This is a genomic window from Streptomyces sp. NRRL S-646, assembly GCF_000720765.1.
Classification (GTDB): Bacteria; Actinomycetota; Actinomycetes; order Streptomycetales; family Streptomycetaceae; genus Streptomyces.
Window position 1 is genome coordinate 931,874 of the sequence record NZ_JODC01000007.1, and the last position, 17,698, is coordinate 949,571.

The window sequence follows — 17,698 nt, forward strand, 5'->3', positions numbered from 1 at the left end:
CAACTCGCCTAGGCCGTCCGCAGGAAGCGGTCGAGTACCCGTACCCCGAAGTGCAGCGCCTCGACCGGGACCCGCTCGTCGACCCCGTGGAACATGGCCTGGTAGTCGTAGCCCTCCGGGAGCCTCAGCGGCGTGAACCCGTATCCGGTGATGCCGAGCCGCGAGAACTGCTTGGCATCCGTGCCACCCGACATGCAGTACGGCACCACGTGCCCCTCGGGCGCGAACTCCTCGACGGCGGCACGCATCTTCGCGTACGTCGGCGAGTCCACCGGCGCCTGGAGGGCCACCTCACGGTGGTGGAACTCCCACTCCACGTCGGGTCCGGTGAGCTGGTCAAGGGTCGTGCGGAACTCGTCCTCGCCGCCGTACAGATACCGCCCGTCGACATACGCGACCGCCTCCCCCGGGATCACGTTGAGCTTGTAACCGGCCTGAAGCATGGTCGGGTTGGCGCTGTTGCGTACGGTCGCCTCGACGAGACTTGCCGCCGGGCCGAGCTTTTCGAGCAGCCCGTCGATGTCGTCCGGGTCGACGTCGAAGCCGTAGAGCGCGGCCAGCTCGGCCAGCGCGGCCCACACGGTCGGAGTCGGCCGCAGCGGCCACTCGTGCTCTCCGATGCGGGTGATCGCGGCGGCGAGACGGGTGACCGCGTTCTCCCTGTTCACCTTGGAGCCGTGCCCGGCACGCCCGCGCGCGGTGAGCTTCAGCCAGCCCGTGCCGCGCTCACCGGCCGCGATCGGGTAGATCTGCCGCCCGCTGCCGTCGTGGAAGGTGAACGCCCCCGACTCGCTGACGCCCTCGGTGCACCCCTCGAACAGCCCCGGGTGCTGATCGGCGAGGAACCCGGAACCGTCCCGGGCGCTGTCCTCCTCGTCGGCGGTGAACGCGACCACGATGTCACGCCGGGGCCGCACGCCCTGCCGTGCCCAGCTCCGCAGCACGGCCAGGATCATGGCGTCCATGTTCTTCATGTCGACGGCGCCGCGCCCCCACACCACCCCGTCGCGGATCTCCCCGGAGAAGGGGTGCACGGTCCAGTCCTCGGCCCGGGCGGGTACGACGTCCAGATGACCGTGGAGGAGCAGCGCGTCGGCGGCCGGGTCGGTCCCCTCGAGGCGCGCGACGACGTTCGTACGTCCCTTGGTGCGCTCCAGGAGAGTGGGTTCGAGTCCGGCCCCCGCCAGCTGCTCGGCGGCGTACTCGGCGGCGGGCCGCTCCCGGCAGTCGCCGCCGCCGTGGTTGGTGGTGTCGATACGGATGAGGTCGGAGGTGAACCGGACGACCTCGTCCAGAGCCTGCTGGTCAGCCATACTGCTCCTCCACGGCGGCCGAGACGATCGTGGTGACCGCCTTGAAGGTACGGATCCCCTCGTACATCGTCTCGCTGGTGTACGCCACCTTCCGCTCCCCGGTCCGGCCGACACCCGGCACGACGGTGGCGGCCATGGCGAGATGCTCCGCGTCGAATTCGAGGGCGACGGTGAACGGCCCGGCCTGGACGGGCCGGTGGCGGACCGCCAGCTGCGCCGCCTCCTTGGCGGCGGCCCGGATGTCGGATGCCGTCCTGGCCGGCGTACGACACACGGCCGCGTACCGCGACACATGGTCCTTGACCGCGACCTTCAGCGCCCCGGGCGCATACCCGAGGGCGTCCTCGCAGGCCACGTCGTCACCGGTGACGAGGACGACGGGTACCCCGTACTCGGCGACGACATGCGCATTGAGCAGCCCCTCGCTGGCCCGCACGTCGTTCAGCCACACCCCGGTGACGGAGTTGGCGAGGTACGTGTGCGCGAGCACCCCCTCCATCCCGGCCCCGGCGTGATAGCCCACGAAGGCGATGCCGTCCACGTCCCCGTGCTGCACGCCCTCGACCATGGAGAGGGACTTGTGCCGCCCGGTGAGCATCTCCGTCCGCTCGTCGAGCTGCTCGAGGAGCAGGTTGCGCATGGTCCAGTGGGCCTCGTTGACGAGGACCTCGTCCGCCCCGCCGTCGAAGAACCCCAGCACGGCGGCGTTGACGTCCGAGGTGAACATCGAGCGGCACCGCTCCCACTGCGGTGTCCCCGGCAGCACGTCGGCCGGCCAGGTCACCCCCGTGGCGCCCTCCATGTCGGCGCTGATCAGGATCTTCATGGTGCGTCACGTTACGCGCCGCGGGGGAAGCGGGCCAGGAAGCAGAGGTCAGAGCGTTCGGCGGAACAGCTCAAGGAGCGCCGCCCAGTGCCGCAACCTGGTCGACCTGCTCGACGAGGCCTTCAGAGCGATACAGCGACCGCGGTGAACGTCGTCTGCGGCGTCTGCGGACTGGTGAAGCGCGCGTTGACGAGGTACAGGCGGTCGCCGTACCGGGCGGCGGTCGTGGGGACGTCGAAGCGCGGGTCGGTGATCGTACGGCGCAGGGTGGCCGCGGTGACCTTGGCGTCGAGCTCGAACACGCTGATCAGGTTCAGGCGGTTCTGTACCACGTAGAGGGTGCGGCCGATGCGCCACAGGCCGTCGCCGCCCGCGACGTCATCCGTGCCGGCCAGGGTTATCTCCCTGGCCGATCCCGACTTGAGGCTGATGTTGTACAGCTTGCCGGGCGTGCTGCTGACGACGATCAGACCGCGGCCGTCGGGGGTGGAGACGATGCCGTTGGCGTTGTTGACGTCGGGCGTCTGCACCCAGTCGCCGGTCAGCGGCAGCGCACGCACCTGGCCGTCGCGGCCGCGCGGCACCCCGTACAGGACGGCGTCGAGCGAGTCGGTGAACCAGGCGCGGTCGCCGAGCAGGGTGACGTCGTTGATGAAGTGACCGGTGGCGCCGGTCAGCTGGAATCTGGTCACGAGTTCGCCGGTGCGTGAGTCATGGACGCGGGCGGCTCCAGCACTGTCCGCGACATACAGCAGGCCATCGCGGTCCAGCTTCAGCCCGACGGCCGCCTGCCCCGTCGCGCCCGCGTAGAGCACTTCACCCTCGCCCGTGCGCAGATCGGTGCGGTGGATGGCGCCGTTGGCGAGCGAGCCGATGTACGCGTACGGCTTGCTGCCGATGGTGATGCCCTCGGGGCGCCAGCCGTCGGGAAGCGGGAACTCGGTGGGCCAGGTGGCATTCGAGGTCGCGTTCGCAGTACCGGCCGTCACTGCGAGGGCGGCCAGCGCCGCACCGCCGAGCACGGTGCGGCGGGCCGGGCGGGGAGGAGTCGGGGTCATGGGCGGGCCTCCATGGCATCGGTCTCGTCGACAACTGCTGCACCAACTACGCTGATACTGCGACGAGTTGACAACGATCCGGCGCCTCTGAGGGTTCCCTGAACCCCGACCGCCGCCCCTGTCACACCATGCGCCCCGCCACCAGCCACTTGGACGGCAGCACGATCCGGTCACCGTCGGGGCCGAACTCCGTGGTGGTCAGAGGGAGTTCGCCCCCGGCCAGGACGGTGAGGCCGGCCGTGCGCAGATACCCGGACACGGCGTCGTCGGCCACTTCACCCGGGGCGATGCCGTGCTGGAAGATCGGTGCGAGCTTGGCCGGCGGTCCGGTGGGGCTCTGTGCCAGGCCCAGCAGCACGGGCTTGGCGGCCTCGGAGAGTTCGACGAGGAAGACCCGGCCGCGCTCGCCGACGAGCGCGGCGATCCCGTCCACCATGGGCTGCCGGTCCTCCGGTTCGGCCTGGTGCAGGACGCCGCGCATATAGACGTTGGCGTCGCCGATCTCGGCGTGCAGCGTCTCCGTCTCACTCTTCTCGACTGCGTCCAGCACGCGGTACGTCGCCTGCCCGGCAGGGTCGGCGTGCTGTGCGTGGTCGACAGCCGCGGGGGACAGATCCGCGCCGACCACGCGCCTGAATCGGTCGGCAAGGAAGCGGGTCTGGGTGCCGTTGCCGCAGCCGAGGTCCACCATCACCAGACCGGGGTCGGCGAGGTGCGGCTCGAACAGGCCCAGGTGTATGCCGACGGTCAGGGTCGGATCCGCGTCCCAGAACACGGCCCCCTGTTCCTCCGGTGCCGCACGCCAGAAGCCCTCCCAGGCCTCCCGGTACCGACTCGTCACGCTCATGCCCACTCCCCAGGGTGCGACGTACTGGCCCGATTCAAGTGACGGGCGAGTACGGTCTATCGCGCCCTGGTCACGGCTACAAGCGCGCGGCGCATTCCTTCACTCCGCATTCGAGAGGCGTACGCCCCCGGGCGCCCCTCACACCTCTGATGCACAGTCAGCACGGGCCCGTTGTGCGGTCAGCGCCGGGGCAGGGTCAGTTCGAACCAGACGGTCTTGCCCGCCTTCGTACGGCTGGTTCCCCACTCGCGGGCGAGGGCGCTGACCACGCGCAGTCCGCGTCCGAACTCCTCCTCCGGGCCGGCGCTGCGCAGGGTCGGCAGGTCGTGGTCGTCGTCGTCCACTTCGCACAGCAGGGTGTCGCCGCGGACGAGCCGCAGTTCGACCGGGCGGCTGTGCGAGTGCCGTACGGCGTTGGTGACGAGCTCGCTGACCAACAGCTCTGCGTTCGGGGCGAGTTTGGCGAGCCCCCAGTCGTGGAGCTGTTCACGGACGACGGCACGCGCGCGGCCGACCTCGATCGGGTCGAGGGCGAGCCGCCACTCGGCGACGTCGTCCGGCTCGATGCCGTTGAGGCGGGCCATCAGCAGGGCCACGTCGTCCTTGCGGCCGCCGCGGGTGTTGAGGGCGCGGATGATGGAGTCGCAGGCGTCGTCCATGGACGCGGCCGGGTGGGCGGCGGACTCGCTGAGGGTCGCCAGGCCCACGCCGATGTCCTCGCCGCGCACCTCGACGAGTCCGTCGGTGCACATCACGATGCGGTCGCCGGGCTCCACGCGCACGCGTACCGCTTCGAAGGGCACTCCGCCGACACCGATGGGCGCGCCGGTCGGCAGGTCGAGCAGCTCGCTGCGGCCGTCCTCCGCCCGGACCAGCACGGGTGGGATGTGGCCCGCGTTGGCGATGTGCAGTTCGCCCGCGATCGGGTCGTAGACGGCATACAGACAGGTCGCGAGGTAGGTGTCGCCGAGGCGCTGCGCGAGGTCGTCGAGATTGCGCAGGAGCTGGGCGGGCGGCAGGTCGAGCGCGGCCATGGTCTGCACGGCCGTGCGCAACTGGCCCATCATGGCTGCCGAGTTGAGGCCGTGGCCCATGACGTCACCGACGACCAGTGCCGTGCGGGCACCGGGCAGCTTCACGGAGTCGAACCAGTCGCCGCCGACCCGGCCGAGGAGCGTGCCCGGCAGATAACGGGTGGCGATGTCGCAGCCCGCCATGCGCGGCGGGATGTGCGGCAGCATGCTGTCCTGGAGGGTCTCGGCGACGCTCTCCTGGTACGTGTACATGCGCGCGTTGTCGAGCACGAGGCCCGCGCGGGCGGCGAGTTCGGCCCCGGTGACCCGGTCCATGTCGTTGAACTCGACGCGCTCGGGGTGGCGCAGCAGGATCATGAAGCCGAGCACCACGTTGCGTGCCTTCAGGGGCACGATCAGCATGGAGCGGTTGGTGATCAGCGGCCGGATGTCCCGCTTCTCGAACTGCGAGGCGATGGCGTGGCCCATCTCCTCGCTGATGCGCGGCACGAGGACGGGCTCGCCGCTGGTCATGCACTGGAAGAACGGCGTGTGCGCCGGGAAGGGCATGGCCTCGCCGACCGGCACGACGTCGTCCCAGCGGCCGGGCTCGTCGGTGTGCTCGAGGGCGACCCGGTGCCACATGGTGGTGGTGTCCGGAACGCCGTCCGGGAACCCCTCGCCGGCCACGACCTGTTCGCGCAGATAGGTGCCGGCGACGTCCGTGAAGCGCGGGACGACGGCCTTGCTGACCTCGATGATGGTCGTGGACAGGTCGAGCGAGGTGCCGATCTTCCCGCTGACCTCGTTGAGGAACTCCAGGTGTTCGCGTACGGCGGCGTACTCGAGGTCCTCGGCGTCGTCGGCGAGTTCCTGCGGTACCGGCAGGCCCTCGGCCGCCGCCCGCGCGGCCCGCTCGCGGCGGGCCTTGCGCTCGATGCGCCGCGGGACGCCCCAGTCAGGGGTGACGGGCACCCGGTCGTTCTGGCTGAACTCCAGGACGGGATAGCCCAGTTCCAGGACCTGCGCGACGATGCGGGCGCTTTCGTCGACGCTCATGCTGGGCAGGATCTCGGGCAGCCGGCGTGCCAGCTCCTCGGCGCCGGGGAAGTCCGTGTGCAGGGCGAAGCCGGGCGCGATCCGCTCGAACGCCAGGTCCCCTTCGCTGCCGTCGGCTTCGTCCTGGCGGAGTCCGGCGGTTTCGGCGGCGAGCACGAGCAGCCGCTCGTACCCGGGTCCGACCAGGGGGTAGGCCCACCACAGCACGTCCACGCGCGCGTGGAGGCTGTCGTGTTCGGGGACGGTGAGGCGGGCGCGGCCCGCGGCCGGGTAGGAGAGCCTGCCGTCGAGGGACGACTCCAGGTCGGGGCCCAGTCCGTCGTACGCGCCGTATGCCCCGTACGGGGTGATGTCCTCGTCCTCGGGCAGTGCGCCGGAGACGGGCAGCAGGTCCACCGCCGCGCGCCCTATCGCGTCGTCCTTGGGGACTCCGAAGAGCCGGCCCGCGCCCCTGCTCCAGTGGGAGACGAGGCCGTCACGGTCCACCACGACCACGGCCAGCGGGACGCGGCCGGCCGCGGTGGACTCCGTCGCCGCGCCGTTCCCAGCTCCGCGGCTGGGAGGCGCATCCCTCTCGGTGCCACGGTCGGTGCCATTGTCCATGGCCCAGGCCCTCTCTCCCCACGGCTCCGCAAGATCTGTGCCGCCTGCTCCACCGTACGGCTCCGCCCGGTGGTGATGTGCGGCAATGCGGGAATTGGTGCAACGGAACGGCCCCGGCGCGCGGGGGCGCGCGCCGGAGCGCATGACGCTGCGTCAGTCTTCGTGTCCCAGCTGCAGGTCCCGCTCGGTCCGGCCGCCTCCCGCGACCTGGAGCACGGTGGCGACCGGCGGGTAACCGGCCGCGATGACGGTGTACTCGCCGGAGGACAGGTCGACGAACCGGAACGTTCCGTCGAGGCCGGTGGTCAGCGTGTCCACCACGTTGCCCGCCGCGTCGAGCAGGGTCACGCGCGCGTCGTCGACCGGCCTCCCGCCGCCGGTGCGCACGGTGCCGCGCAGCACGGCGCCGCCCGCGAGTTCGACGTCCTGGCGGGTCTCCCGTGAGGCCTGGACGGTGACCGGGAACGCGGCCGGGCGGAACCCGGGCGCGCTCGCGGCGAGGGTGTACTCGCCGGCCACCAGCTCGGTGATGGCGTAGCCGCCCTCGCGTCCGCTGCGGGTGGTGGCGACGACCTCGCCGCGTACGTCGGTGAGCGTGACGGTGGCGTCGCGCACGGGGGTGCCGTCGGCGGTGAGCACGCCGCCGGCGAGGCGGCCGGCGCCGCCGAGGACGACATCCAGCTCGACGGGGCGCTCGCCGACGGTGACGGAGACGGCCTGCGGCTGGTGGCCGCCCGCGGCGGCGATGAGGACGTACGATCCCGCGCCGGGCGTGGACAGCGCGTACCGCCCGTCCTCGCCGCTGGCACCCCGACCGATCTGCTGTCCGGTGGCGTCGATGAGCGTGAGCGCGGCGCGCGGGACGACGGTCCCGTCGGGGTGCTGCACCGTGCCGCAGACGGGTACTCCGGCGGCGTACGGCGAGCGAAGCGAAATGGGGGTCCCCCCGCCCGAAGGGTGGGGGAGGGCCTGCGGGATCGCGGCGGTCGCGGGCTCGGTTTCGGCGGCGTGGTGGGACACCAGGGGTTTCTCCTTGAGGAAGAACGCGATGAGCAGGCCGAGGGCGAGCACCGGCACCAGGTAGAGGAAGATCCGGGGCATGGCGTCGGCGTACGCCCGGATGTAGTCGTCGCGCAGCGGCGCGGGCAGCGCGTGGACGAGCTGCGGGGTGATGGACTCCGGGTCGGGAAGCTGTGCACCCGCGCGCGCGGGGAGCCGTTTTGTGAGGGCGTCGGTGAGCCGGTCGGCGAACAGGGTGCCGAAGATCGCGGCGCCGACGCTGCCGCCGATCTGCCGGAAGTAGTTGTTGGCACTGGTGGCGGTGCCGAGGTCGGCGGGGCGCACGGAGTTCTGCACGGCGAGGATCAGGACCGGCATCACCATGCCGATACCGGCACCGAGGACGGCCATCCAGAGGCTGTAGTGCAGTCGGGGCGTGTCGACCTCGAGGCGGGAGAGCAGCCACATGCCGACGACGGAGACGGCGCTCCCGAGGACGGGGTAGATCTTGTAGCGCCCGGTGTGGCTGATGAGCTGCCCGGAGACGATCGAGGCGCCGACGATGCCGCCCATCATGGGCAGCATCAGCAGACCCGACTCGGTGGCGGAGGCCCCGTCGACCATCTGCAGAAAGGTCGGCAGATAGCTGGCGGCGCCGAACAGCGCGACGCCGGTCACCAGGCCCACCAGACCGGTGACGTTGAAGACGGAGTCCCTGAACAGCCGCAGCGGGATGAGGGGTTCGGCGGCGAAGTGCTCGGCGACGAGGAAGAGCACGGTGGCGGCGACCGCTCCAGCGCCGAGTCCGAGGATCACCCGCGAGTCCCAGGCGTACTCGGTGCCGCCCCAACTGGTCAGCAACACAAGGCAGGTGGAGGCGGCGGCGAGCAGCAGCGCACCGAGCACGTCGAGCCGCGCCTTGGCCTGCGGCTTCGGAAGCTTCAGGACGACGGTGACGACGGCCAGGGTGACCAGGCCGAAGGGGACGTTGAAGTAGAAGCACCAGCGCCAGGAGAGGTGGTCCGTGAAGTACCCGCCCAACAGGGGCCCGGCAACAGACGCAAGGCCGAACGCGGCGCCGATCAGGCCCATGAAACGACCGCGCCGACGGGGCGGCACAATGTCCGCGATGATCGCCTGCACGCCGATCATGAGCCCGCCAGCGCCGACCCCCTGGACCGCGCGGAAGGCGATCAGCTGGTCCATGCTCTGCGCCCGGCCCGCGAGCGCGGCGCCGATCACGAAGACGACGATGGCGAACTGGAAGACGCCCTTGCGGCCGAGCAGGTCGCCGAGCTTGCCGTAGACCGGGAGGCCCACGGTGGCCGTGAGGAGGTAGGCGGTGATCGCCCAGGACATCCTGTCCAGGCCGTGCAGCTCGCCGACGATCTTCGGGAGCGCGGTGGCGACGATCATCTGCTCCAGGGCGGCGAGCAGCAGCGCCAGCATCAGCCCTAGGAAGACCAACCGCACCCGGCGCGGGCTCGGTTCGACCGGGTGGGGCGGTGCGGCGGGGGTCTGCGGGGGCGCCAGGGCGGGTTCGCCCCGCAGCTCGCCCTGCACCGTTGTCCCGCTCACGTACCGCTCCCCTCGCCGCGCTGCCACACAATTCCGCTCAGGGCGGCAACTACGGGCAAGCGCGACGAGTTACGGCGGACCGGTGCGGCGCAAGGAGATCCACTCGAACCGGTGAGGGGCGTCAATGGCCCCCGAGTGGCCGGGACTTACTTCTCGACCTCGGTGGCGAGCTTGGCGAGCACGGCGTCGTAGATCCGGCCGAGGCCCTTGGGCGCGAACGTCTTCTCGAAGAAGCCGCCGATGCCGCCGGCGCCGTTCCAGACGGTGGTCACGACGACGCGGGACTTGCCCTCCCCCGCCGGGGTGACCCGCCAGGTGGTGACCATCGAGGAGTTGCGGTCCTTCTCGACGAGCTCGCCGTCGGTGGGCTCGCTGACCTCCAGGAGGCAGTCACGCACGCGCTTGCTGGTGGCCTGGAGCTTCCAGTGGACGAGGGTGCCCTCGCCGTCGCCGCCCTCGCGCACCTCGTACTCGCTGAAGTGCTCGGGCAGCACCTTCGCGCGCGTGCCGCTGTAGTCGGCGAGGGCGTCGAACACCTTCTCCGCGTCTGCCGCGACGACCCGCTCGGTAGTGGCCTCGACCTGCGCCATCGGTTTCCTCCAGGACTTGCTTTTCTCGGGGTGGGGGCAAGCCAACCACCCCCGCCCACGGCCGCCCAAATCGGGGTGGCCCAGGAGGCCTGTGGGGCTTCCGAGGGATCGGAAACAGGCCTTGCACGGGAAATCGAACACGTGTTTCACTCGGGGCAGCGCTACCGAGGAGGCGTCATGCGGTGGGAGAACCTCACAGTGGAGTCCGGCGGGCACAGCCGGGCGGCGGACGCCGCGTTGTTCGGCGCGGACGCGGTGGTCAGCCGTACCTTCGACACGCCCGAATTCCGTGGAATCACCTTCCACGAGGTGCGGGCCCGCTCGATCATCAACCGGGTGCCGGGCGCCTCGCGCATGCCCTTCGAGTGGACGGTCAATCCGTACCGCGGCTGCTCGCACGCGTGCGTGTACTGCTTCGCCCGCAAGACGCACACCTATCTGGACCTCGACTCGGGGATCGACTTCGACTCGCAGATCGTGGTCAAGGTGAACGCCCCGGAGCTGCTGCGCCGCCAGCTCGGCTCGCGCCGCTGGCAGGGCGAGCACATCGCGATGGGCACGAACGTCGACTGCTACCAGCGCGCCGAAGGGCGCTACCGGCTGATGCCGGGCATCCTGTCCGCCCTGCGCGACCACGCCAACCCCTTCTCGATCCTGACGAAGGGCACACTGATCCTGCGCGACCTGGATCTGCTGGTGCAGTCGGCCCAGGTGACGGACGTCGGCATCTCGGTGTCGGTCGGCTTCACCGACCCCGAGCTGTGGCGCACGGTGGAGCCGGGCACGCCCGCCCCGGAGCGCCGCCTGGACGTGGTCCGCACACTCGCCGAGCACGGCATCGGATGCGGCGTCCTGATGGCCCCGGTGATCCCGTTCCTGAGCGACCGGCCCGCCCAACTGCGCGCCACCGTACGGGCGATCGCAGCTGCCGGGGCCACCTCCGTCACCCCGCTGGTGCTGCATCTGCGGCCCGGCGCCCGCGAGTGGTTCATGGCTTGGCTGGCCCAGCACCACCCGTACCTGGTGCGCCGCTACGAGCGCCTGTACGCGGACGGCTCATACGCCCCCAAGTGGTACCAGCGCCGAATCACCCGTCAGGTCCACGAGCTGGCCCAGGAGTACGGGATCGGCCCCACGCGCGCGGGGATGCCACGGCGGATCCGGCCGCCCGAGGCACCCGAGGCGGGGGTGTCCGAACCGACCCAACTCACGCTCATTTGAGAGCATACGAGCGCATCCCGCGACCCGATCGGGTCAAGTCTTGCCAGAACGAGTTCTTCCGGGGCGGCTTTCCGGGAGGATGCGGCGAGGACCGTGAGCCTCGCGGTCCGAAACCCTCCGTCCTGGGAGGACTTCATGAGAAAACGCGCAGCGGTGCTGTGCGGTGCCGTCGTCGTCGTGGCCGGGAGCTTCACGGCTCTCCCCGCCGGCGCGAGCACCTCGCAGTCCCCGCCATCCGCTCCCGCGGCGAAACTCACCTGGAAGAACTGCGCCACCACGAGCTATCCGACGCTCCAGTGCGCATCGCTCGACGTGCCGCTCGACCACCGGAACCCGCACGGTAAGCAGATCACCCTTGCGCTCTCGCGCGTGACGCACACCGCGCAGAAGAGCCAGGGCCCGCTGCTGGTCAACCCCGGCGGTCCCGGCGGCAGCGGCCTCACGCTCGCCGGATTCGTCGCGTCCTCCCTGCCCAAGGCGGTCGCGGCCCAGTACGACGTCATCGGCTTCGACCCGCGCGGGGTGGGCAAGAGCAAGCCCGCCCTCGACTGCAAGCCGGGCCACTTCAATCCGGTGCGCCCGGACACCGTGCCGAGCACACCGGCCCTGGAGAAGACCAACCTCGACCGCGCCAAGTCCTTCGCCGCCGCCTGCGGCACCAAGTACGCGAGCCTGCTGCCGTACATCAACACCATTCAGGCCGTGCAGGACATGGACTCGATCCGCGCGGCCCTGGGCGCCCGGCAGACCAGCTACTTCGGCTACTCGTACGGCACCTACCTGGGCGCCGTCTACGCCAAGCTCTTCCCGCAGCGGGTGAAGCACCTGGTCCTGGACTCGATCGTCGACCCGACCGGCGTCTGGTACGACGACAACATCGCGCAGGGCTACGCCTTCGACGCCCGCCAGAAGGCCCTGATGGCCTGGATCGCCAAGTACGACTCGACGTACAAGCTCGGCACCGACCCGGCCAGCGTCGAGGCCAAGTGGTACGCGATGCGCAAGGCGGTCGCCAAGAAGCCGGCCGGCGACAAGGTGGGGGCCTCCGAGCTGGAGGACACGTTCATCCCCGGCGGCTACTACAACGGCTACTGGCCGTACCTGGCCGAGGCGTTCGCGGCGTATGTGAACGACAAGAACCCCGACCCGCTGGTCGAGACGTACCAGAACTTCGCCGCCGTCGACGCGTCCGGCGACAACGGCTACAGCATCTACGCCTCCGTACAGTGCCGTGACGCCTCCTGGCCGCGCGACTGGAACCAGTGGCGCAAGGACAACTGGGCGGTGTACGAGAAGGCGCCGTTCATGGCTTGGAACAACGCCTGGTACAACGCGCCGTGCGCCTTCTGGCCGACGGACTCGCTGAAGCCGGTGCACGTCGCCAACGACAAGCTGCCACCGGTACTGCTGTTCCAGGCGACCAACGACGCGGCCACCCCGTACGAGGGCGGCGTGACGGTCCACCGTCTGCTGGCCGGCTCGAGCTTCGTGGTCGAGCAGGGCGGCGGCAACCACGGCATCACCCTGAGTGGGAACGCCTGCCTGGACAAGTACCTGGCGACGTACCTGTCCGACGGCACGGTGCCGCGCAGCGGCGGCCCGATCGACGCGGTGTGCCCGAAGAAGCCCGACCCCAAGCCGCTGAGCACCAAGGAGGCGCTGAGCACGAAGGCGGCGCCGACGTCCGACGGCGGCGCCACGCTGCACGGCCTGATCGGCTTCCGCGGCTGAGCACGACCCGAAGGTGAGGTCCCGTCGGGGGCGTTGTCAGACCCATGGTCCACGATGGACGCATGAGTGAGCTGACCAGGATCACCGCCCCCGACGGGGTCTTCCCCGCCGCGCAGTACAGCCACGTCGTCATGGGCACGGGCCGTTTCGTCGCGATCGCCGGCCAGCTCGCGCTGGACGAGGACGGCAAACTCGTCGGCGAGGGCGACCCCGAGGCCCAGGCCCGCCAGGTCTTCGAGAACCTCCGCCGCTGCCTGGCCTCCGTCGGGGCGACCTTCGACGACGTCGTCAAACTCACCTACTTCGTCACGGACACAGCACACCTGCCCGCGATCCGCACGGCCCGCGCCACCCACATACCCGACGACCGGCTCCCCGCCGCCTCCGCGGTACAGGTCACCGCGCTGGTCCGACCCGAGTTCCTGATGGAGATCGAGGCGTTCGCGGTCGTGGGCGGGTGAGCGGGCTCCTGGTCCGGGAGATGACTCTCGCCGACTGCGAACGCGTGGCGGCGATCCGAGTCGGCGGCTGGCAGTCCGCGTACCGGGGGATCATCCCGCAGTCCTACCTGGACGCGATGAGCGTTCCGGAGGACGCCGAGCGACGACGGGTGCGCTTCCTGCAGCGCAACCCCGGAGTACTGAACCTGGTCGCCGAGCAGGCCGGGGAGGTCATCGGCTGGCTCTGTCACGGCCCGCGCCGGGACGTCGAAGTGCACACGGGAGATGCCGAGTTGTACGCGATCTACGTCGCCCCGGGCCGGTACGGCGGCGGCATCGGGCGAGCCCTCCTCCAGGAGTCCACGCGTCGGTGCACGGCCGCCGGACACGGCCGCCTGTTCCTCTGGGTCCTCAAGGAGAACCATCGCGCGCGCCACTTCTACGAGGCATCCGGCTTCCGTCCGGACGGCACCGAGGAGCCTTTCGAGGTGGACGGAGTCGAAGTACCGGAAGTCCGGTACGTCAGGGAGCTTTCGGCCTGACGCGGCGTCACCTCTGTTTCGGGATCCGGGCCAGCGCCCGGACCGCCGCCTCCGCCAGGGCCGGGTGGGCCAGCGCCTCGTTGAGGACGGGTCTGGCGCGGGCGTCCTCCAGAGCGCCGAGGCCCTCCACGCAGGCGAGCGCCACCCGGCGGTACGGGTCGTGCGGGCGCAGCCTGCGCTCCAGGGTGGTGATCAGCGCGGGCACGGACTCGGGGGCGCGCAGCTGCGCAAGGAGCCGGACCGGGTGGAGGGCGTAGGCGACGCGGAGTTCGTTGGTGGCGAGGGCTGCCGCCGCGCGGGCGGTGCGCGGATCGCCGAGATGGGCGAGGGCGTGGGCGGCGGAGGCACAGCGCTGCGGATCGCGGTGGTTCAGAAACAGGACGAGGGCCTCGAAGGCACGCCGGTCACCCGCAAGCCCCAGCCGGAACGCGGCCAGCTCCCTGGCCCACAGCGGCTGCCCGGACTCGGTGAGCACCCGCGCCAGCTCGTCGGGGTCCTCGGTGGCCACGAGACGGTCGTACGCGGCCGTCGCCCCCGACTCCGCCCGTAAACGCTCCGTGAGTGATCGCAACTCTTCGTCCATGACACCGAAGATTAGAGGGGACGCCGATCTCTCGGGACGTACATCACAAACACGGGGACTAGCGCGCTCGTTACCCGCCGGTTAAGCTCAGACGAGCGAGTTACCCACTCGCATCTCCTTACGGCGGCCTGGTGACGCAGCCGTCGTAAGAGCAGTCGGTTCGGTACCTCAGGTACCGCAGCACGACCCGGCCACGGGACAGGGCCGGTCGGATTTCCCACCGTTCGCTCCAGGCGTGTGCACGCCCACGGCGACGGCACCGGGCGTGTGCGCTTGCAGCCCGGCAACACCCGCATTCCTTTCACGCACCCGGTGCGCCAGGTCCGGCTTCGGCCGGATTCCCTCGGCGCACCCGGGCGCTCTCCCAGTCGTCACCCTCATGCCTGGAGTCCCGCGATGGCCACTCCCCTGTCCCACACCCCTTCCTCTTCGCTCACGACCATTGCCGTCGTCGGCCTCGGCACCATGGGCACCGGTATCACCGAGGTCCTCGCCAAGGCCGGCCGCGAGGTCGTCGGCATCGACATCAGCGAGGCCGCGGCCGCCAAGGCCCTCGCCACTCTGGAGGCGGCCACTGCCCGTGCCGTGGAGCGGGGCCGGCTGACCGAGCAGGAGCGCGCGGACGTCCTCGCCCGCGTCCGCACCTCCACCGACCTGCAGGCCGCGGCCGACGCCGACCTCGTCATCGAGGTGGCTCCGGAGTCGTACGAGATCAAGCACCAGATCTTCCGTGAGCTCGACGGGATCGTCCGCCCGGAGACGATCCTGGCGACCGGCACCAACGCCCTGTCCGTGACCCGTCTGGCCGCCGACTCGGCCCGTCCGGAGCGCGTGCTGGGCCTGCACTTCTTCAACCCGGCGCCCGCGATGAAGCTGGTCGAGGTCGTCTCCTCCGTCCTCACCGCGCCGACTGCCGTCACCGCGGTCACCAACCTCGCCCTCGACCTCGGCAAGGAGCCCGTCGCGGTCGGCGACCGGCCCGGGTTCGTCGCCGACGGCCTGCTGTTCGGCTACCTCAACCAGGCCGCCGCGATGTACGAGGCGAAGTACGCCTCCCGCGAGGACATCGACGCGGCGATGCGGCTCGGCTGCGGTCTGCCGATGGGCCCCCTCGCGCTGCTCGACCTCATCGGTGTCGACACCGCGCGCACGGTCCTGGAGGCCATGTACGCCGAGTCCCACGACCGGCTGCACGCCCCCGCGCCGATCCTCAAGCAGCTCAGTGAGGCGGGCCTGACCGGCCGCAAGTCGGGCCGCGGCTTCTACACCTACGAGGCCCCGGGCAGCGCCACCGTCGTGCGGGACGCGCTGACGCCGCTGGACGGCGCGGCCCTCACCCCGGGCCGCGAGGTGCGCTCCGTCGGCGTCGCGGGCTCCGGCACCATGGCGTCCGGTATCGCCGAGGTCTTCGCCAAGGCAGGCTACGAGGTCGTCCTCGCCGCCCGCAGCGAGGAGAAGGCGCAGGCCGCCAAGGCCCGTATCGGCAAGTCGCTGTCGCGCTCCGTCGACAAGGGGCGGATGACCGCCGAGGCGGCCGCGCAGACCCTGGACCGGATCACCGCGGCGGGTTCGTACGAGTCCTTCGCCGACGTCGACCTGGCCGTCGAGGCGGTCGCCGAGGACCTGGAGATCAAGCAGCAGCTGTTCGCCACGCTGGACAAGGTCTGCAAGCCGGGCGCAGTCCTGGCCACCACGACCTCCTCACTGCCCGTGGTCGCCTGCGCCCGCGCCACCTCGCGCCCGCAGGACGTGATCGGCATGCACTTCTTCAACCCGGCACCGGCGATGAAGCTGGTCGAGGTCGTCCGCACGGTGTTGACGGCCGAGGACGTCCACGCGACGGTGCGCGAGGTGTGTGGACGGATCAAGAAGCATGCGGTCGACTGTGGAGACCGTGCAGGCTTCATCGTGAATGCACTGCTTTTCCCGTACCTCAACAACGCGATCAAGATGGTGCAGGAACACTATGCATCTCTTGACGACATTGACGCGGCGATGAAGCTGGGCGGCGGCTACCCGATGGGTCCCTTCGAGCTCCTGGACGTCGTCGGGCTCGACGTCTCCCTGGCGATCGAGAAGGTCCTGCACCGCGAGTTCCGCGACCCGGGCCTGGCCCCCGCGCCGCTCCTGGAGCACCTGGTGGCCGCGGGCTGCCTCGGCCGCAAGACGGGCCGTGGCTTCCGCGAATATGCCCGCCGCTGACGGCGCCGGCGACTGGTTCAGAGGCGAGACGGACTGGGGCGGACTGCTCGGCCCGACCGGAGGACCCCCGCCCGCGCAGGGCGGGGTAACCCCCGTACATGCGCATCAAGCTGCGCACATGCAGTACGTTCGGGTCATGTCCCAGCCCGCCAAGTCCTCACGTACACCAGCTACGCCCGACGCGCCGGAAAGTGCCGCAGGCAGTCGCGCGGCCGCCCAGCGGCTCAAGATGCGCCGCGAACTGGCGGCCGCGGCGATGGAGCTGTTCGCGACCAAGGGGTACGAGGCGACCACCGTCGACGAGATCGCGGCCGCGGCCGGGGTCGCGCGCCGCACGTTCTTCCGTCACTTCCGCTCCAAGGAAGAGGCGATCTTCCCCGACCACGACGACACGTTGATCCGTGCGGAGGCCGTGCTCAATGCGGCTCCCGCGCACGAGCACCCGCTCGACACGGTGTGCCGCGGCATCAAGGAAGTCATGCGGATGTACGCGGCGCGGCCGGAGATCTCGGTCGCCCGCTACAAGCTGACGCGTGAGGTGCCCACGCTGCGCGAGGCGGAGATCGCGTCGGTGGCCCGTTACGAGCGCCTCTTCACCCGCTACCTCCTCGGCCACTTCGACGAGCATGCGCACGACGACGACGCCAACGACGACCCGCTGCTGGCCGAGGTCGCCGCGTCCGCCGTGGTCACCGCCCACAACCACGTCCTCAGACGCTGGCTGCGGGCGGGCGGGCAGGGCGACGTGGAGGCGCAGCTGGACCACGCCTTCGCGATCGTGCGCAAGACGTTCGGGACGGGCATCGGGGCGGGGCGCAGCACGACGACTACGAGGCCGACGGCTCCCGCGGCCGTCTCCACCCAGGGCGAGGTCCTGGTCACCGTAGCCCGCACCGACGCCCCGCTGGACGAGGTCATGCGGACCATCGAGCAGGCGCTCAAGGAGCGCTGAGGCCTCTCCAGACCTGTGATGACGGCCACCCTTCGGGGTGGCCGTTTTGGCATGTCAGAGCCCCTTTTCCCACACCTTTCAAGCCCTGTTTCGATCGATCATCGCTCATTTGTTACGTAAAGATTTCACCTGAGGGCAATC

The 17,698-nt window shown here is 70.6% G+C and carries 14 protein-coding genes; 6 read left to right on the forward strand and 8 right to left on the reverse strand.

Going from position 1 to position 17,698, the window contains the following annotated elements; translation table 11 throughout:
- Nucleotides 1–8: 8 nt before the first annotated feature.
- The 7 genes from IH68_RS0119700 to IH68_RS0119730 form a co-directional block, all read right to left on the reverse strand.
- Complete coding sequence (locus tag IH68_RS0119700) at nt 9–1,313, reverse strand: M20/M25/M40 family metallo-hydrolase (RefSeq protein ID WP_030936908.1); 1,305 nt, start codon at nt 1,311–1,313, stop codon at nt 9–11.
- Nucleotides 1,306–2,139 carry a M55 family metallopeptidase gene (locus tag IH68_RS0119705; protein WP_030936910.1) on the reverse strand — a complete coding sequence of 278 codons (834 nt, stop codon included), beginning with the start codon at nt 2,137–2,139 and terminating at the stop codon, nt 1,306–1,308. Before IH68_RS0119705 ends, IH68_RS0119700 begins: the two co-directional genes overlap by 8 nt.
- Nucleotides 2,140–2,261: 122 nt before the next feature.
- Nucleotides 2,262–3,197, reverse strand: coding sequence for an SMP-30/gluconolactonase/LRE family protein (locus IH68_RS0119710; protein WP_030936912.1), 936 nt, complete (start codon nt 3,195–3,197; stop codon nt 2,262–2,264).
- A 121-nt stretch (nt 3,198–3,318) separates the two neighbouring features.
- Nucleotides 3,319–4,044 carry a class I SAM-dependent methyltransferase gene (locus tag IH68_RS0119715; RefSeq protein WP_030936913.1) on the reverse strand — a complete coding sequence of 242 codons (726 nt, stop codon included), beginning with the start codon at nt 4,042–4,044 and terminating at the stop codon, nt 3,319–3,321.
- A 179-nt stretch (nt 4,045–4,223) separates the two neighbouring features.
- On the reverse strand, nt 4,224–6,719 hold the full coding sequence (locus IH68_RS0119720) for a SpoIIE family protein phosphatase (RefSeq protein WP_030936915.1): 2,496 nt from the start codon (nt 6,717–6,719) through the stop codon (nt 4,224–4,226).
- A gap of 153 nt (nt 6,720–6,872) precedes the next feature.
- Nucleotides 6,873–9,296 carry an MFS transporter gene (locus tag IH68_RS0119725; protein ID WP_030936917.1) on the reverse strand — a complete coding sequence of 808 codons (2,424 nt, stop codon included), beginning with the start codon at nt 9,294–9,296 and terminating at the stop codon, nt 6,873–6,875.
- Nucleotides 9,297–9,442: 146 nt separating this feature from the next.
- Entirely contained in the window at nt 9,443–9,886 is a 444-nt protein-coding gene (locus IH68_RS0119730) for an SRPBCC family protein (RefSeq protein WP_030936919.1), read from the reverse strand.
- Between the two features lie 177 nt (nt 9,887–10,063).
- Between IH68_RS0119730 and IH68_RS0119735 the strand changes: the two genes are divergently transcribed.
- The 4 genes from IH68_RS0119735 (at nt 10,064) to IH68_RS0119750 (ending at nt 13,820) form a co-directional block, all read left to right on the forward strand.
- Entirely contained in the window at nt 10,064–11,107 is a 1,044-nt protein-coding gene (locus IH68_RS0119735) for an Rv2578c family radical SAM protein (protein WP_030936921.1), read from the forward strand.
- Between the two features lie 135 nt (nt 11,108–11,242).
- Nucleotides 11,243–12,838: an alpha/beta hydrolase gene (locus IH68_RS0119740; protein WP_030936923.1), complete on the forward strand. Its 1,596-nt coding sequence runs from the start codon at nt 11,243–11,245 to the stop codon at nt 12,836–12,838.
- Between the two features lie 62 nt (nt 12,839–12,900).
- Nucleotides 12,901–13,299, forward strand: a complete 399-nt coding sequence (locus IH68_RS0119745) for a RidA family protein (protein WP_030936925.1) — start codon at nt 12,901–12,903, stop codon at nt 13,297–13,299.
- Between the two features lie 20 nt (nt 13,300–13,319).
- Entirely contained in the window at nt 13,320–13,820 is a 501-nt protein-coding gene (locus IH68_RS0119750) for a GNAT family N-acetyltransferase (protein WP_051833597.1), read from the forward strand.
- A 7-nt stretch (nt 13,821–13,827) separates the two neighbouring features.
- Here IH68_RS0119750 and IH68_RS0119755 read toward each other — a convergent pair whose 3' ends face one another.
- Nucleotides 13,828–14,403, reverse strand: coding sequence for an adenylosuccinate lyase (locus tag IH68_RS0119755; protein WP_030936928.1), 576 nt, complete (start codon nt 14,401–14,403; stop codon nt 13,828–13,830).
- Between the two features lie 396 nt (nt 14,404–14,799).
- Here IH68_RS0119755 and IH68_RS0119760 point away from each other — a divergent pair, with 396 nt between their 5' ends.
- Nucleotides 14,800–16,605, forward strand: coding sequence for a 3-hydroxyacyl-CoA dehydrogenase family protein (locus tag IH68_RS0119760; RefSeq protein ID WP_030936931.1), 1,806 nt, complete (start codon nt 14,800–14,802; stop codon nt 16,603–16,605).
- Between the two features lie 118 nt (nt 16,606–16,723).
- The gene (locus IH68_RS0119765; protein WP_199931890.1) at nt 16,724–17,557 is read left to right on the forward strand and encodes a TetR family transcriptional regulator; all 834 of its coding nucleotides are present in this window, start codon (nt 16,724–16,726) and stop codon (nt 17,555–17,557) included.
- Nucleotides 17,558–17,698: the final 141 nt, after the last annotated feature.

Bases quoted from the DNA above. Each gene is read 5' to 3' on its own strand.
- IH68_RS0119700 (WP_030936908.1), bottom strand. From the start codon at position 1,313: ATGGCTGACCAGCAGGCTCTGGACGAGGTCGTCCGGTTCACCTCCGAC.
- IH68_RS0119705 (WP_030936910.1), bottom strand. From the start codon at position 2,139: ATGAAGATCCTGATCAGCGCCGACATGGAGGGCGCCACGGGGGTGACC.
- IH68_RS0119710 (WP_030936912.1), bottom strand. From the start codon at position 3,197: ATGACCCCGACTCCTCCCCGCCCGGCCCGCCGCACCGTGCTCGGCGGT.
- IH68_RS0119715 (WP_030936913.1), bottom strand. From the start codon at position 4,044: ATGAGCGTGACGAGTCGGTACCGGGAGGCCTGGGAGGGCTTCTGGCGT.
- IH68_RS0119720 (WP_030936915.1), bottom strand. From the start codon at position 6,719: ATGGACAATGGCACCGACCGTGGCACCGAGAGGGATGCGCCTCCCAGC.
- IH68_RS0119730 (WP_030936919.1), bottom strand. From the start codon at position 9,886: ATGGCGCAGGTCGAGGCCACTACCGAGCGGGTCGTCGCGGCAGACGCG.
- IH68_RS0119735 (WP_030936921.1), top strand. From the start codon at position 10,064: ATGCGGTGGGAGAACCTCACAGTGGAGTCCGGCGGGCACAGCCGGGCG.
- IH68_RS0119740 (WP_030936923.1), top strand. From the start codon at position 11,243: ATGAGAAAACGCGCAGCGGTGCTGTGCGGTGCCGTCGTCGTCGTGGCC.
- IH68_RS0119745 (WP_030936925.1), top strand. From the start codon at position 12,901: ATGAGTGAGCTGACCAGGATCACCGCCCCCGACGGGGTCTTCCCCGCC.
- IH68_RS0119750 (WP_051833597.1), top strand. From the start codon at position 13,320: ATGACTCTCGCCGACTGCGAACGCGTGGCGGCGATCCGAGTCGGCGGC.
- IH68_RS0119755 (WP_030936928.1), bottom strand. From the start codon at position 14,403: ATGGACGAAGAGTTGCGATCACTCACGGAGCGTTTACGGGCGGAGTCG.
- IH68_RS0119760 (WP_030936931.1), top strand. From the start codon at position 14,800: ATGGCCACTCCCCTGTCCCACACCCCTTCCTCTTCGCTCACGACCATT.
- IH68_RS0119765 (WP_199931890.1), top strand. From the start codon at position 16,724: ATGCAGTACGTTCGGGTCATGTCCCAGCCCGCCAAGTCCTCACGTACA.